The 15,317-nt window shown below is 32.1% G+C and carries 16 protein-coding genes; 8 read left to right on the forward strand and 8 right to left on the reverse strand.

Going from position 1 to position 15,317, the window contains the following annotated elements; translation table 11 throughout:
- The 6 genes from ACH2BG_RS09405 to ACH2BG_RS09430 all read left to right on the forward strand — a co-directional run.
- The coding region (locus ACH2BG_RS09405; protein WP_395047437.1) for a potassium-transporting ATPase subunit KdpA at positions 1-320 on the forward strand (320 nt) is incomplete at its 5' end.
- A gap of 9 nt (positions 321-329) precedes the next feature.
- Positions 330-2,378, forward strand: coding sequence for a potassium-transporting ATPase subunit KdpB (kdpB, locus tag ACH2BG_RS09410; RefSeq protein ID WP_395047438.1), 2,049 nt, complete (start codon positions 330-332; stop codon positions 2,376-2,378).
- Positions 2,379-2,429: 51 nt separating this feature from the next.
- On the forward strand, positions 2,430-2,984 hold the full coding sequence (locus ACH2BG_RS09415) for a K(+)-transporting ATPase subunit C (RefSeq protein WP_395047439.1): 555 nt from the start codon (positions 2,430-2,432) through the stop codon (positions 2,982-2,984).
- Between the two features lie 71 nt (positions 2,985-3,055).
- Entirely contained in the window at positions 3,056-4,138 is a 1,083-nt protein-coding gene (locus ACH2BG_RS09420; RefSeq protein ID WP_395047440.1) for a porin, read from the forward strand.
- Positions 4,138-5,262, forward strand: coding sequence for a sensor protein KdpD (locus ACH2BG_RS09425; protein WP_395047441.1), 1,125 nt, complete (start codon positions 4,138-4,140; stop codon positions 5,260-5,262). Before ACH2BG_RS09420 ends, ACH2BG_RS09425 begins: the two co-directional genes overlap by 1 nt.
- Positions 5,262-6,992: an ATP-binding protein gene (locus ACH2BG_RS09430; RefSeq protein WP_395047442.1), complete on the forward strand. Its 1,731-nt coding sequence runs from the start codon at positions 5,262-5,264 to the stop codon at positions 6,990-6,992. The genes ACH2BG_RS09425 and ACH2BG_RS09430 overlap by 1 nt, the downstream gene beginning before the upstream one ends.
- A gap of 143 nt (positions 6,993-7,135) precedes the next feature.
- Here the strand turns inward: ACH2BG_RS09430 and ACH2BG_RS09435 are convergent, their stop codons facing one another.
- Together ACH2BG_RS09435 and ACH2BG_RS09440 are read right to left on the reverse strand one after the other, a co-directional pair.
- Positions 7,136-7,633: a YitT family protein gene (locus ACH2BG_RS09435; protein WP_395047443.1), complete on the reverse strand. Its 498-nt coding sequence runs from the start codon at positions 7,631-7,633 to the stop codon at positions 7,136-7,138.
- Between the two features lie 55 nt (positions 7,634-7,688).
- Positions 7,689-8,141, reverse strand: coding sequence for a 2-dehydro-3-deoxyphosphooctonate aldolase (locus ACH2BG_RS09440; RefSeq protein WP_395047444.1), 453 nt, complete (start codon positions 8,139-8,141; stop codon positions 7,689-7,691).
- Between the two features lie 68 nt (positions 8,142-8,209).
- On the opposite strand from ACH2BG_RS09440, the gene ACH2BG_RS09445 reads away from it, so the two are divergent.
- Positions 8,210-8,767 (forward strand): YeeE/YedE family protein, encoded by a 558-nt coding sequence (locus tag ACH2BG_RS09445; protein WP_395047445.1) that lies wholly within the window; start codon positions 8,210-8,212, stop codon positions 8,765-8,767.
- Between the two features lie 4 nt (positions 8,768-8,771).
- Positions 8,772-9,185 (forward strand): DUF6691 family protein, encoded by a 414-nt coding sequence (locus ACH2BG_RS09450; protein ID WP_395047446.1) that lies wholly within the window; start codon positions 8,772-8,774, stop codon positions 9,183-9,185.
- Here ACH2BG_RS09450 and ACH2BG_RS09455 read toward each other — a convergent pair.
- The 6 genes from ACH2BG_RS09455 to ACH2BG_RS09480 all read right to left on the reverse strand — a co-directional run bounded on the left by ACH2BG_RS09455 (position 9,182) and on the right by ACH2BG_RS09480 (position 15,235).
- On the reverse strand, positions 9,182-9,850 hold the full coding sequence (locus ACH2BG_RS09455) for a lysoplasmalogenase (protein WP_395047447.1): 669 nt from the start codon (positions 9,848-9,850) through the stop codon (positions 9,182-9,184). The two genes, ACH2BG_RS09450 and ACH2BG_RS09455, sit on opposite strands and share 4 nt — an antisense overlap.
- A complete protein-coding gene (locus tag ACH2BG_RS09460; RefSeq protein WP_395047448.1) occupies positions 9,843-11,132 on the reverse strand; it encodes a sterol desaturase family protein in 1,290 nt (429 codons plus the stop codon). Before ACH2BG_RS09460 ends, ACH2BG_RS09455 begins: the two co-directional genes overlap by 8 nt.
- 40 nt (positions 11,133-11,172) lie before the next feature.
- A complete protein-coding gene (locus tag ACH2BG_RS09465) occupies positions 11,173-11,448 on the reverse strand; it encodes an ATP-dependent Clp protease adaptor ClpS (RefSeq protein ID WP_395047449.1) in 276 nt (91 codons plus the stop codon).
- A 39-nt stretch (positions 11,449-11,487) separates the two neighbouring features.
- Positions 11,488-12,321: a 50S ribosomal protein L11 methyltransferase gene (gene prmA / locus ACH2BG_RS09470; RefSeq protein ID WP_395047450.1), complete on the reverse strand. Its 834-nt coding sequence runs from the start codon at positions 12,319-12,321 to the stop codon at positions 11,488-11,490.
- Positions 12,322-12,450: 129 nt separating this feature from the next.
- Positions 12,451-14,613, reverse strand: a complete 2,163-nt coding sequence (locus tag ACH2BG_RS09475; RefSeq protein ID WP_395047451.1) for a choice-of-anchor I family protein — start codon at positions 14,611-14,613, stop codon at positions 12,451-12,453.
- Positions 14,614-14,737: 124 nt separating this feature from the next.
- A complete protein-coding gene (locus ACH2BG_RS09480) occupies positions 14,738-15,235 on the reverse strand; it encodes a GNAT family N-acetyltransferase (protein WP_395047452.1) in 498 nt (165 codons plus the stop codon).
- Positions 15,236-15,317 lie beyond the last annotated feature (82 nt).

The raw sequence follows: 15,317 nt of genomic DNA on the forward strand, positions 1-15,317 counted from the left end.
CAGAAATGTTATACGAATTTACCTCAAGTGCAGCCAACAATGGTTCAGGTTTTGAAGGTTTGGGAGACAATAATCCATTTTGGAATATTACTACAGGAATTGTATTGTTATTGAGTCGTTTTATTCCAATTATTGGCCCATTGGCTATTGCTGGTTTATTGGCTAATAAAAAATACATCCCGGAAAGTGCAGGAACTTTAAAAACTGACACTCCTATTTTTGGAATCATGGTTTTTGCTGTAATTGCGATTATTGCTGCATTGTCATTCTTTCCTGCTTTAGCTTTAGGCCCATTGGCAGAATACTTTTCATTAAAATAATATATCAAAATGAGTAATAATAAATCCACATCATTATTTGAGAGTAAGCAAGTGAAAGATGCCTTAGTGCAGTCTTTCGTGAAGCTGAACCCAAAGATAATGTTCAAAAATCCGGTAATGTTTACCGTAGAAATAGGAACTGCTATTATGTTTGTTGTGTGTATTTCCATATTATTTGGCGCACAGGATCAAGGCAGTTTTGCATATAATTTTATTGTGTTTCTAATTTTATTGGCAACGCTTTTGTTTGCCAATTTTGCCGAAGCCATTGCCGAAGCCAGAGGAAAAGCACAGGCCGATAGTTTGAGAAAAACACGTGAAGAAACGCCAGCAAAACAAGTTTTACCTAATGGAGAAATCAAAAATATCAGTTCATCTGAATTGAAAAAAGGCGATATCTTTGTTTGTGAGGCAGGTGATTTAATTGCCACCGATGGTGAAATCATCGAAGGTTTAGCCACAATAGATGAAAGTGCAATTACTGGAGAAAGTGCACCCGTAATTCGTGAATCAGGTGGTGATAAATCATCGGTAACTGGAGGGACAAAAGTTTTATCAGATAAAATCAAGGTTATCGTAACCAATGAACCTGGTGAAAGTTTTTTAGATAAAATGATTGCATTGGTTGAAGGCGCAAGCCGACAAAAAACACCAAACGAAATTGCCTTGACGATTTTGTTGGCAGCATTTACTTTAATCTTCGTGATTGTTTGTGTTACGTTGAAACCTTTTGCTGATTATGCAAATGCACCAATAACTATTGCTGCTTTCATTTCACTTTTTGTTTGCTTGATTCCAACAACAATTGGTGGTTTACTGTCAGCAATTGGAATTGCGGGAATGGACAGAGCGTTGCGTGCCAATGTCATTACAAAATCAGGAAAAGCAGTAGAAACTGCTGGGGATATTGATGTATTGCTTTTGGATAAAACAGGAACAATAACAATCGGAAACAGAAAAGCAACTAATTTTTATCCTACAAATGGCATTGCATTTTCAGATTTTGTACAGTCGGCTGTTTTGAGTTCATTGGCTGATGATACACCCGAAGGTAAAAGTATTATCGAGTTAAGCGAAAAACTAGACAATGATATTAAAACCTCATTAGCGACTCATTCTCCAGTTGCTGAAACTATAAAATTTACTGCTGAAACTAGAACGTCGGGTGTCATTTTAAAAGATGGAACAGACATTAGAAAAGGAGCACAGGATGCAGTAAAAAATATTGCAAAACAAGCAGGAAATCCATTTCCAGAAGATACTGCGCAACAAGTAATTGATATTTCCTCTAATGGAGGAACGCCATTGGTTGTAGTGAAAAACAATCAGGTTCAGGGTGTTATAGAGTTACAGGACATCATCAAAACGGGAATGAAAGAACGTTTTGACCGCTTGAGAAAAATGGGTGTGAAAACCGTTATGGTTACTGGTGATAATCCTCTTACTGCCAAATTTATTGCCGAAAAAGCAGGTGTTGATGATTTTATTGCCGAAGCCAAACCTGAGGATAAAATGAATTACATCAAAAACGAGCAGCAAAATGGTAAACTCGTAGCAATGATGGGAGATGGTACGAATGATGCACCCGCTCTTGCGCAAGCCGATGTTGGTGTAGCAATGAATAGTGGAACACAAGCAGCAAAAGAAGCAGGAAATATGGTCGATTTGGACAATGATCCCACTAAGTTAATTGAAATCATAGAAATCGGGAAACAATTATTGATGACTAGAGGAACGCTTACCACTTTCTCAATTGCAAATGATGTGGCCAAATATTTTGCCATTGTTCCAGCGCTTTTCATCACAGCAATTCCAGCATTAGAAGGATTGAATATTATGCGTTTGCACAGTCCTGAAAGTGCTATTTTATCGGCTGTTATCTTTAATGCACTTATCATTCCAATTTTAATTCCGTTGGCATTAAAAGGTGTTGATTACAAACCAATTGGAGCAAGTGCAATTCTAAAAAGAAATCTTTTAATTTATGGATTGGGCGGATTGATTGTTCCTTTTATCGGAATCAAATTAATTGATTTAGTAGTAGCATTATTTATGTAAAATCAAACCTAACAGGGATTAAAAAACTGTTAGGTATATAAAAATAAAAAAATGAAAAATATATTTTCAATATTCAAATTAACATTGGCAACACTCTTATTGTGTGCAGTGATTTATCCGTTAGTGATTTATGGAATTGCACAGTTTGCTCCAAACAAAGGAAAAGGAGAAACCATTTCTCTTAATGGAAGAGTAGTAGGTTATCAAAAAATCGGACAAAAATTTGATAAGTCCAATTATTTCTGGGGAAGACCTTCCGCAGTCGATTATAACGCTGCCGGAAGTGCCGGAAGTAACAAAGGACCAAGTAATCTTGATTATTTAGCTCAGGTTCAAAAGAGAATAGATACGTTTTTAATCGTGCATCCTTACCTGAAAAAATCAGACATTCCTTCAGATATGGTTACTGCTTCAGGAAGTGGTTTAGACCCGAATATTTCTCCTGAAGGAGCTTTAATTCAAGTAAAAAGAGTAGCAAAAGAAAGAAAATTAGCCGAAGGAAAAGTAAAATCTTTGGTGGAAACCAAAATCAATACATCAACAGTTATAGGAACTTCAACAGTAAATGTTTTGGAGTTAAATATTGCTTTGGACGAATTGAAATAAAATAATCTTAATTTTGAGCATTTAAGAATTAAAAACTTTAAAAGCCCTTATAAAATATCAAATTAATAAAAATGAAAAAAATAATAGTTACAGCTTTAATAGCTTTCGGATTTACAACAATAAATGCACAGGAAACCGAAAAAGCACCAAACCCATTTACGTTTTCGGGTTATATAGAAACGTATTACAGTTATGATTTTGGGAATCCTGATAATCACGTGCGTCCAGGATTTGTTTATAGTCACAACAAACACAATGAATTGAATTTGAATTTAGGATTGGCAAAAGTTAATTATGCTAAAGATAATATTCGTGGGAATTTTGCGATTATGGCAGGAACATATGCAGAATATAATATGACTGCGGAACAGGATTTGATAAAAAATGTATATGAAGCAAATATTGGTGTAAAGATTTCATCAAAATACAATCTTTGGGTTGATGCAGGGATAATGCCATCTCATATTGGTTTTGAAAGTGCTATCGGAAAAGATTGTCAAACTTTAACAAGAAGTGTTTTAGCGGATAATTCGCCTTATTATGAAGCTGGAGTAAAAATTGGTTACACTTCAAAATCTGAAAAATGGTATTTGGCAGCGATGTATTTGAACGGTTGGCAACGAATTCAGAAAATTGATGGGAATCAAACACCTGCTTTCGGTACACAAATTACGTACAAACCGAGTGCAAAAGCAACATTGAATTGGAGTACTTATGTTGGTAACGAACAGCCAGATGTAGATAGAAAATGGAGACAATTTCATAATCTTTACGGTCAATTCAAAGTTTCTGATAAAACAAGCTTAACCGCTGGTTTTGATATCGGATCTCAACAATCAGTCAATAAAAGTAAAAAATACGACACTTGGTTTTCACCAGTTTTAATTGTGCAATACAAACCAACAGCTAAAATTCAGTTGACGGCAAGAGGAGAATATTATGATGATGAAAAAGGAGTAATTATCGCAACTGGAACTGAAAACGGATTTAAAACCTATGGTTTTTCAGCTAATTTTGATTATTTAGTTTCTGACAACGTTATGTTTAGAATTGAAGCTAGAAATTTAACGAGTAAAGACGAAGTGTTTTTGAAAAATAATAATCCAACGGATAATAATATGTTTTTAACAACATCTTTAGCAATATCATTTTAATGAACGAAAAAGAAAATAACGTCAAACACTTTCTTGATTTAATTCAGAAATCACGCAGAGGAAAGTTTAAAGTTTACATCGGTATGAGTGCCGGTGTAGGCAAGACTTTTCGTATGCTGCAGGAAGCTCACACGTTGTTAAAAAATGGCATTGATATCAAAATTGGTTACATCGAAACCCATAATCGAAAAGAAACCCACGAGTTATTAGATGGTTTGCCGGTAATTCCCAGAAGAACACTTTTTTATAAAGGAAAAAATCTGGAAGAAATGGATTTGCAGGCCATTATTAATTTGCGCCCTGAAGTTGTAATTGTCGATGAATTGGCACACACAAATATCGAAGGCAGTAAGAATGAAAAACGCTGGCAAGATGTTATGGAAATTCTGGAAGCTGGAATAAATGTAATTTCGGCGGTAAATATTCAGCATATCGAAAGTTTAAATGAAGATGTAAAACACATTACAAATATTGATGTTCAAGAACGCATTCCAGATAATGTATTAAGAATGGCTGATGAGGTAGTTAATATTGATTTGACAGCTGAAGATTTGATTGTTCGCTTAAAAGAAGGAAAAATATATACTGCGGATAAAATTCCAACAGCACTAAATAACTTCTTTAAATCGGATCAAATCCTGCAATTACGGGAATTGGCTTTAAAAGAAGTAGCCAGCCAAGTCGTTCGAAAAGTAGAAAATGAAGTTCCAAAAAACATTGCATTACGACACGAAAAATTGCTGGCTTGCATTAGCAGTAACGATAAAACAGCTAAAATTGTCATTAGAAAAACGGCACGATTGGCCAGTTATTATAACAGTAAATGGTACGTTTTGTATGTAGAAACACCCAAAGAAAGCAGTCATAAAATCGCTTTAGACAAACAGCGACATTTGATAAATAATTTCAAATTGGCTACACAACTCGGTGCCGAAGTTATAAAAGTTGAGCATAAGAACATTACCGATGCGATGCTTGAAGTTGTCAATCAAAAGCAAATTACAACTGTTTGTATCGGAAAACCACATTTGAGTTTATTTAAAGTAATTTTATCGACAACTATTTTCAATAAACTACTTCATCGTTTATCATCATCGAATATTGACCTTATAATTCTATCATAATGAAAATTAAAACAAAATTAAATCTAGGCGTGGGATTGTTATTTGTACTAATATTAATCCTCACATTAGTAAGTGCTTTCTATATATTTTCTATTAAAAAAGATACCGAAAACATTCTGAAAGCTAATTACAATACTTTAGAATATTCTAGAAATATGCTACTTTCATTAGATCAAATTGATATTAATGAAATGGAAAAAATTACTGTTTTTGAAACTAATTTGCTAAAACAATTAAGCAACATTACAGAAATAGGAGAAGAGAAAGCCACAAATGATTTAAAAAATAATTTTAATTTATTAAAGCAAAATCCCAGCAGCGTAAGTGTCAAAAATCAAATTAGAGCTGATATTTTTGAAATCATGAAACTAAACATGAAAGCTATAAAACAGAAAAGTGATATTGCTAAACATACAGCAGAAACTGCTAATTTGTGGATTGCTATTACTGGAACACTTTGCTTTCTGATTGCCTTTAATCTTTTGATTAATTTGCCCAATAATATTGCCAATCCAATTCAGGAACTCACAGAAAGTATCAAACAAATTGCCAATAAAAACTATTCAGAACGGGTACATTTTTTAAAACACAACGAGTTTGGAGATTTAGCGAAATCGTTCAATACAATGGCAAAAAAGCTCCAAGAATACAACAATAGTAATTTGTACAAATTATTATTTGAAAAGAAACGATTGGAAACGCTGATTAATAATATGCACGATCCTATTATTGGATTAGATGAGCAAGGTTATATTCTTTTTGCAAATGATGAAGCTTTGAAAATAATGGGAGTAAAATTGGATGATGTCATTGGAAAATTGGCAGCTAATTTGGCTTTGAAAAATGATTTAATAAAATCTTTAATCATTGCTGAATTAGAAAATAAAAAGCAAAAAGCAGTACCAATGAAGATTTTTGCTGATGGTAAAGAAAGCTATTTTGAAAAAGAAATTGTAAATATTACTATAAAACCTACTGGTGAAGAGCATACTATTTATATTGGAGATGTAATTATTTTAAGAAATATAACTCCGTTTAAAGAATTGGATTTTGCCAAAACCAATTTTATTGCCACAATTTCTCATGAATTAAAAACACCAATTTCTTCCATAAAATTAAGTTTGCAATTATTAGAAAAAGATCAAACAGGAATATTAAATGACGAGCAAAAACACTTAATAGAAAGTGTAAAAGAAGATAGTGATCGCTTGCTGAAAATTACAGGAGAATTACTGGAACTTTCGCAACTTGAAACTGGAAATATAAAGTTAAACATAGAGAAAAGTAATCCTTATGAGATTGTTCATTACGCTACAGAAGCCGTAAAAGTTCAAGCCGAACAAAAGCAAATTGAACTGAATATTGAAGCCGATGAAAACCTTCCAAGCGTAAAAGCAGATAGCGAAAAAACTGCTTGGGTCTTAATTAATTTTTTGACTAATGCAATAAGATATTCTTCTGAAAGCAGTAAGATAACCGTAAAATTAAAAGAAGAAAATGATCAAATAGTGTTTCGAGTTATTGATACTGGAAAAGGGATTGATAACCGATATAAAGCGAAAGTTTTTGATAAATATTTCCAAATTCCTGGAAGTCATAAATCAGGAACAGGATTGGGTTTAGCAATCAGTAAAGAATTTATTGAAGCACAAAACGGAACCATAAGTGTGGAGAGTGAATTGGGTTTGGGAAGCACTTTTACTATTGCTTTAAAATTATTTAATGTTTAGATTACTGTCAGTATTATGGCAGAATGATTGAAATTGTTAAACTAAGTCCAATTACTGATAATTTATTTAAACCGAAAATCTGTCAATTAAATATGTATTTAATTGACAGATTTTCGGTTTAATTTTTTAATTCCATCGTAATGTCAGTGTTCTAACGGACGCTTTTTAATTATACCGCCTTTAGTGTCTTTTACACTATTCATTACTACAAATGCTGTTGGTTCAATTTTTTCGATTTCGGTATTTAGTTTATTAAGTTCAAGTGTGGTAATGGCGATAGTTGTTTTGACAGCAAATGGTTTACCTAGAATATTGTAAGCAAGTAGTATAAAAGGAATATTCACGCAAATAATAAGGATATAAAGTGGTATTTCTGTTAATGCCGAAATAAGTAAGGAAATACCTGTTGCACCACCATCTATAAAATGGTTTGTTAGCAAAAAAACTTTAAACCCAAATGATGCCGAGAAAATACCAATTGTAATTAGGATTAAGTCTTTGAGAAGGCGTTTAATATTGATTAAAAATTCTCTATAACCTTTTGCAAGTACAAAGTTTGAGTAATTTTTATTGTCTATAGTTTTTTCACCTTTATTTTTAAGTGTAGTTTGAATAATAACTTGTTTCCAAAATGAATTCATATTTTTTATTTTTTGTTACAAATTTGGATTCAATTTTTCAAACTTTTTTATTAAATTATATTCTAGCCGATAAACCAAAAGGAATCAATAGCTCTCCTTTTTCGAATTTGTTAATGTACAACAAAACTGGTTTGGTTTGTCCTTCCCAAGTTATTTCGAAAATATCTATTGTTCCTGCCCCGGTATCAGTTTTTTTAGTTGGAAAAGGACAACAGGCATCTTTTTGTACATACTTAATTTTTTCTCCTTTTGGTCCAGCCAAAGCATTTAGAAACCGGATTTGATTATTTAATCCGTCTTTTACCGAAGTGAAATTTACATTTACAGGATAATCCTTATCATAACCATACTTTTTATTGGTTGCATTTTTTGTAATTATAAAATTACCAAAAGCTTCATTTAGTGCTGGTCCAATAACGGAATCATCAATGTTTTTTATAGTCGATTTTGTACTAATACAAGATGTGAATAGTGATGATAACAAAATAACAAACAATATTTTTTTCATTTTATAAAACTTTAAATATATTGTAACAAATATAAGAACATTCTACTATTTTTGTAAAAAATTAAATAATGGATTTTATTTCTCAAACTTGGCATTGGTCAATTTCTGGTTTTTTAATTGGAATTGTAATGCTTCTATTAATATATTTTGGAAAGCATTTTGGAATGTCGTCTAATCTTAGGAGTTTATGTTCTATGACAGGAGTAGGAAAACATATTTCGTTTTTTGATTGGGATTGGAAATCACAACGTTGGAATCTAATAGTGGTTTTTGGTGCTATGATTGGTGGTTTTGTAGCGGTTCATTTTTTGTCAGATGCTTCAAATGTGGTTATAAATCCTGAAACAATTGCTCAGTTATCTAAATTTGGTATTGAAGCGCCAGAAGGAAAAATCGCACCAAATAGTATGTTTGGATTGGAAGCTTTTCATTCGCCAAAAATGATTTCTATTTTATTAACAGGCGGGATCTTAATAGGATTTGGTTCTCGTTATGCTGGTGGTTGCACTTCAGGTCATGCAATTTCGGGACTTAGTAATTTACAATTACCATCACTAAAAGCGGTTATTGGGTTTTTCATAGGCGGTTTAGTTATGGCTCATTTTATTTTTCCACTTTTATTTTAAGACAATGAATTTACTTAAATATTTAGCAGTTGGTTTTCTTTTCGGATTGGTTTTAACCAAATCGGAAGCGGTCTCTTGGTACAGAATATACGAAATGTTTATGTTTCAATCGTTCCACATGTACGGAATTATTGGGGTTGCTATAACTACAGGAGTAATTGGAATTCAAATTATTAAAAGAAATAAACTCAAAGATATTGATGGACTTACCATCGAAATTATGGACAAAGAAAAAGGCTCGTTCCGTTATTGGATTGGAGGTTTGCTTTTCGGATTGGGTTGGGCATTAGTAGGTTCATGTCCAGGGCCTATTTTTATACTTATTGGCGCAGGATTTATGAGTGTTGGTATTATATTAATTGGAGCACTTCTCGGTACCTTCTTTTATGGTGTGATAAAGGATAAATTACCTCATTAATCTTTTTTTTGATTTAGTTTTAAAATCCCTGCTGTAATACAATATTGTGCTACAATATAAGTAAACATAATAATGAAATTGGCACTCAAAATAGGATTGTAAAATTTATTAATAGCCAGAAAACTATCTGAAATTACAAAAAATAAGGCGCCAATTAGGATTAATACATTCATGGGTTTTTGCCAAGATAAATAACCTTTTATAGCCATAACAAGCATTAATGAAATGGTAAAAGCATAAACCGAAACAGGAATTTTTAAATCTCCTAGTTTTGGAAACAATAACGACAACATACTTCCTAAATAAACCAAAACCGCTACAAAACCCAACCAAAATTGCCAATTTTTAGCATAATTTCCTTCAGATTTTTGTTTGATAAAAAGTACTATAAACAAAATATGAGCAATTAAAAAGGAAACCAATCCAAAAATAAAATACAATTCGCCTTTGTCTGCAAACATTAAGATAATATCACCAATCCAAGAAAAAAATAAGGCAAAAAACAACCATTTTTTTGTAGAAAAAACTTCAGATTTATAGGTTGCTAAAATTAAAAAAGGTAATAGAAATGGTTTAAAATACCAAGCAATATTGTCTTGACCAAAAATGATTAATAATAGATAAAAAGCACTTATTACTAGAAAATAATTTAATAATTTACTCATTTGAAATATTTAAGATTGCTTTGTTTTCTGAGGTTTCTAATTTGAAATCGATAGTTATAAAGTAAATGTTTACTAATAATGAAACGGATAAATAACCCAAAACTAAGTAACTTCCTATTGATATTATTGAGTTTAACCCAAACCAATCGCCATAATAACTAATAATTCCTAAGGCGAAAATAAATCGGATAATTTCCCAAATAACTGAATATTTATTTTTGTCCATCAAATCGGTATAACTATATATTGTGATAAATATAAAAGTACCATAAACAAAAATATTAGTTAAACCAATTTTTGCAATATTATCAAACAAATAACTCACAAAAAGTAAAGTAATTAGCATTTGTATAAGTGACCAACCAATTAGTTTATTAGAATTTTCGGTTCCATATTTATCAAAATTAAATACATCATCTATTTTGTGAATTGGATATTTCTCATCAAAACCTTCAGGTCTCCAACCAGTTGGCATAAACCAAATTCTGAATTTGTCTTTCCAATTTTCGGCATACCAAGCATCTTTAATTAAAATCCATAAATGTTGGTAGTTTATTTTAAAAGGATTCCACGTTTCTGCAGGACGCGTAATTCCAAAAACGGCTGGAACTTCTGGTAATTCTTCTTGGAAAGTGCCAAACCATTTGTCCCAAAAAATGAATATTTGGGAATGATTTTTATCCATATATTCAGGATTAATAGCGTGATGAACCCTGTGGTGAGATGGTGTAACCAATATTTTTTCCAAGAAACCCATTTTCCCAATATATCTAGTATGATACCAAAATTGCAAAAACAACTGAATAGGTAGTGTGATGGCAATAACCGTAGCAGGAACACCTAAAATTGCAGCAGGAATAAGTAAAAAGGTAAATAAATTTATAAAACTCGAAACTGTTTGTCGTAACGCACAAGCTAGATTAAATTCTTCCGAACTGTGATGAATGGCGTGTTTGTTCCAAAAAAAATTAATTTGGTGCGCCCAACGATGTGTCCAATAACCATAAAAATCGATAATAAAAAAAGCAATAATATAGGTTAGCACAGTTGCTTCTAAACTAAAAATTGCTAGTTTAGAAACCAACCATTCGTAGCTTAATAACGAAATACTTATGCCTAAAACATCTTTTACAGAATTTGTAATTCCAGAACTTATACTCGAAACACTATCCATCAAAGGAGCGTGGTCGATGCCTTTGTAATAACCATATATTTTTTCTATTATTATTAATAATAAAAAAAGGGGCATGGCGATAATTAGTATTTTTCCGTATTCTTCCATCTTTAAATCTTAAAACTGTTATTGAAATTTATTTTTGTTGCTAAATTATTTCTGCACTCAAACCTGCTTCTAGTAGCGAAGAGCATTGTGGTTTTAGCTCATCAAAAGTTCCGGTTTTCACAATACATTTTCCTTTGTAATGTACTAGTAAAGCACATTGTTCGGCTTGTAATTCATCGTGATTGCAAACTCTAATTAAAGTATCTATAACATGGTCGAAAGTATTTACATCATCGTTAAATAATACAATTTCGTTGTTTATTCCTACCGCTTCGAGAACATCAGTTGCTACTTGTGTTTTTTCTATTGTTGCCATTTTTTAGGTATTATATTTTGGATTTCATAAAAACCACGCCTAATTTACATATTTTAATGATACCCAATTGTTTCGTTCGAATTTTTTAACGTAAGTTAATCCTCTTTCGGTACATGCAGCATCTATAAACGGAATATCTTCGGTATAAAAACCGCTAAAAAGAATAGTTCCTTTAGGGTTTAAACAATCTACATAGGCTTGCATATCGTTTAGCAAAATATTGCGATTAATGTTGGCAATAATCAAATTGTATTTTTTGCCTTTTAGCAAAGCAGCATCTCCTTCGTAAACCGTAATGTGTTTGCAATTATTACGTTCTGCATTTTCGATAGAATTCAGGTAACACCAATTGTCAATATCTATTGCATCTATTGGCTGAGCACCTTTCATTTCGGCAAGAATGGCAAGAATTGCTGTGCCACAACCCATGTCTAAGGTTTTCATTCCAGTAACATTTATTTCTAATAAATGCTGAATCATCATGTGCGTTGTTTCGTGATGACCAGTACCAAAACTCATTTTAGGTTCGATAATAATATCAAATTCGGCATTGGTTTTTGGGTGAAAAGGTGCACGAACGTGACAATTTCCGTCTACATCAATCGCTTCAAAGTTTTTTTCCCATTCTTCGTTCCAGTTTACTTGTTCTATTTCTTCGAAAGTGTACGAAATTTTAAACTCCGGATTGTCTAAAATGTAAATATCATTCATAATGTCAGCTGTCCAAAGTGATTTTTGTACAAAAGCCGAAAAACCAGCTTCGGTTTCTATAAAACTTTCAAAAGCTTTTTCGCCTAATTCGGCAATAAGGATTTCTGAACCTAGTTCTTTTGGCTCGACCGAGAAGTGATAACCTAAATATATGTTTGACATGGTAATTTTTATTTTTGCAAAGGTAATATATCTTAAACTATTCGTTATAATTTTTGTAATAAATGAGATTAAAAATAAAAAAGCCAGAAAGGAAATTCCAATCTGGCTTTTTTTATTGAAGATAAAAAGTTATTTAATAACTAATTTTTTTACAATTCCTCCCGAAGTTTTTACCAAATAAATGCCAGCAGAAAGTTGAGATGTATCTATTGTTAATGCATTTTTTCCTTGTTGAATTAACTTTCCACTAAAATCATACAATTCAAAATCAGCAACACGGTTAAAATACACAACTCCGTTTTCTGATGGATTTGGGAAAATCACAAATGTTTTTGGTTCAACAAAAAAACCTTCAGTTGATAAATTATTTGTATTGACTTCAAATAATGAAATTGTTCCGCTTATTTCATTGGCAACAGCCACATAGTTTTTACCTGTAGTTGTATTTTCAGCTTTAATGAATGTTATGCCTTCGGGACCGTTGTCACCTGCATAAGCAGAAACATTACGACTGTTTTTATAATCAACAAATTTCACGTCATTTGGATTTGTAATATCGTAAACCATAACGCCACCAACTCTTTCTAAGGTAATAAAAGCAAAGGTTTGTCCGTTTAATTCTGCAAGTGTTACGCCTTCAGGTTCCGGGCCTTTAGCACGACTTCTACCTTTTTTAACGTTATCACTATGGTCTGTATTAAAAACAGCACTGATAGATGGAGTTAACGCTGTATATTTCTCGAAATCATCGCCACTATCATAAACAATCGTTTTTGTACTTGCATTGAATATTGAAAATGAACGACTTCCTAAAGAATAAATCTCTTCAAAAGCAGCATCTCCATCAGTATTTCCGTTAAGGTTAGTTACGCGCATTCTGCCAGCATTATTACTATTTTTTAGAATAGCACTTTGTGGAAAATTTGTAGCATCAAGAGTATATGCACCAGCGCCAATGGTGGTTCGTTCGTTTAAACCTGTATATTCTTTTTCGTCGCCTTCGTTTGCAGTCACTAAATAATTTACTCCAGCTACATTATAATTAGCAACTCCATCTGGAATATAATAGGATTTGATAGGCCAGTTGGCAATTAAAACCTGATTGTTATTGTCTGAAATATCCATTCCGTTTCCAGGCAAGCTTGCATCTTTTGTTCCTAAAGCCCAAAGGTCTGTGTAAGAATTGGTAGCCAAATTAATTTCTGCAATAGCGTTATTTTCTTGAATAGTAACCCACGCTTTTTGAGAATCGGCACTAATGGTAATGTATTCTGGCTCGAAATCTTGAGATAAAGTGCTTGAAGCTTTCGTTTTACGAATTCCCGAAGCCAATAATATGGTTTCTTGCGAGTTATAACCCGTAAATAATAAAGTAGTAACATTAGATTGTGATAAACTTGCAATTCCGCCCGAAATATCTATGATAGAAACCGAGCCTTCAGGATCATTTGAATAGGAATCGTTCGGTTGCCCTTCGTTTGCGGTCATAACCTTATTTCCATCAGGAGTAAAAACAATCATATCAGGTAAAGCCCCAACAGTTACTTGTTTTAGGAATGATCCATTGGTATCAAAAAATACAACAGTTCCATTCAATTGTTCATTACTATTTGGAGAAGCTACAGCAACAATTCCGTTTTTAACAGCAACACTAGTAATTCCGCCGTAAGGTGTCATATCAATTGAACTTATTACACTTAAACTTGTAGGGTTTGAAAAATTAATAATATCTAATTTTTTAGCTATAGCACTTATTGTGAATAATCTTTGTGAAGCAGGATCATGAACGACAATTTCGCAGGTACTTGTACTTGCTCCCGAAGGATCAAAACTTCCAACATAATCCAATTGAATGTCTTGGTTAGGAGTTCGAGCTAATAAATCGTTGTCTTTTATATATATGGTAGCAAATGTGCTGCCTGAAATAGTTAATCCTAACGGATTTTCTAAACTCAGTACGAAGTACTCAGCATGTTGTTCACCAACAGAATCATCAATAATTGGAATTGCAATAGTTTGTGTTGTTGAACTTCCAGAAGTGAAGTTTAAAGTTTGAGTCGTTAAAGTAAAGTCATTAGAATCTGCCGTGCTAAAAGCTCCATTTTTAACAACTAAATTTACAGAAGAAGTTGTTGGACTGGTTAAATTTAAAGTCACATTTAAAGTACCTTGATTTTCATTAGTCACAATAAAATTGGAAGTAAATGAAACCGTTTGACTCCAAGAATAAGTTGTTGCAATTAAAAAAAGTAGGGTTAAGAGTTTTTTTGTTTTTTTGTAAATTTTTGACATAATTGTGGTTGTTTTATATTTCGCACAAATGTCAAAATTGAAAATTAAGTTATCTTAAATTTAAAAACATCTTACAATTAGCAAAAGTTTATCTTTAAGTTAACAGCGTAAATTTTAGTTTGATTTATTCTAAAATCAATTGCATAAAAACTGAATCCAACCAACGATTGAATTTGTAACCAGATTCTTTGATAATTCCAACGGTTTTAAAACCAAATTTTTCATGAAAAGTAATGCTGCTTTGGTTTTCGGAATCAATCACGCCAATCATCGTGTGTAGTTTTTGGGCTTTTGCCAAAGAAATTAATTCTAGTAATAATAATTTGCCAATTCCATTTCCATGAAAATCTTTATGAACATAAACGGAATGTTCGACCGTAAATCGGTACCCAACTTTAAATCTGAATGATCCATAAGTCCCAAAGCCAACAATTTTGCTTTCTTTTTCTGCCACAATAAAAGGGAAGTCATGTTCTTTTTTTTCTTTAAAAATAACAATTTGTTGTTCCAATGTTCTAGTATCATAATCCCAAATTGAAGTTGAATGTAAAATTTCGTGATTTACAATTTCTAATACCGAAGCTATATCTTCAATAGTTGCAATGCGGATATTTATTGACATACTTTTTGTAGCGTTGTGTGTTTAAAATTTACTGTTTTTATTTTTTATTGAAAATAAAAACAGTAAATTTATGGTTATGAAG

The organism is Flavobacterium sp. (genome assembly GCF_043779715.1).
Classification (GTDB): Bacteria; Bacteroidota; Bacteroidia; order Flavobacteriales; family Flavobacteriaceae; genus Flavobacterium.

Bases quoted from the DNA above. Each gene is read 5' to 3' on its own strand.
- prmA (WP_395047450.1), bottom strand. From the start codon at position 12,321: ATGTCAAACATATATTTAGGTTATCACTTCTCGGTCGAGCCAAAAGAA.
- ACH2BG_RS09475 (WP_395047451.1), bottom strand. From the start codon at position 14,613: ATGTCAAAAATTTACAAAAAAACAAAAAAACTCTTAACCCTACTTTTT.
- ACH2BG_RS09435 (WP_395047443.1), bottom strand. From the start codon at position 7,633: ATGAATTCATTTTGGAAACAAGTTATTATTCAAACTACACTTAAAAAT.
- ACH2BG_RS09455 (WP_395047447.1), bottom strand. From the start codon at position 9,850: ATGAGTAAATTATTAAATTATTTTCTAGTAATAAGTGCTTTTTATCTA.
- kdpB (WP_395047438.1), top strand. From the start codon at position 330: ATGAGTAATAATAAATCCACATCATTATTTGAGAGTAAGCAAGTGAAA.
- ACH2BG_RS09415 (WP_395047439.1), top strand. From the start codon at position 2,430: ATGAAAAATATATTTTCAATATTCAAATTAACATTGGCAACACTCTTA.
- ACH2BG_RS09445 (WP_395047445.1), top strand. From the start codon at position 8,210: ATGGATTTTATTTCTCAAACTTGGCATTGGTCAATTTCTGGTTTTTTA.
- ACH2BG_RS09460 (WP_395047448.1), bottom strand. From the start codon at position 11,132: ATGGAAGAATACGGAAAAATACTAATTATCGCCATGCCCCTTTTTTTA.
- ACH2BG_RS09465 (WP_395047449.1), bottom strand. From the start codon at position 11,448: ATGGCAACAATAGAAAAAACACAAGTAGCAACTGATGTTCTCGAAGCG.
- ACH2BG_RS09430 (WP_395047442.1), top strand. From the start codon at position 5,262: ATGAAAATTAAAACAAAATTAAATCTAGGCGTGGGATTGTTATTTGTA.
- ACH2BG_RS09440 (WP_395047444.1), bottom strand. From the start codon at position 8,141: ATGAAAAAAATATTGTTTGTTATTTTGTTATCATCACTATTCACATCT.
- ACH2BG_RS09480 (WP_395047452.1), bottom strand. From the start codon at position 15,235: ATGTCAATAAATATCCGCATTGCAACTATTGAAGATATAGCTTCGGTA.
- ACH2BG_RS09450 (WP_395047446.1), top strand. From the start codon at position 8,772: ATGAATTTACTTAAATATTTAGCAGTTGGTTTTCTTTTCGGATTGGTT.
- ACH2BG_RS09420 (WP_395047440.1), top strand. From the start codon at position 3,056: ATGAAAAAAATAATAGTTACAGCTTTAATAGCTTTCGGATTTACAACA.
- ACH2BG_RS09425 (WP_395047441.1), top strand. From the start codon at position 4,138: ATGAACGAAAAAGAAAATAACGTCAAACACTTTCTTGATTTAATTCAG.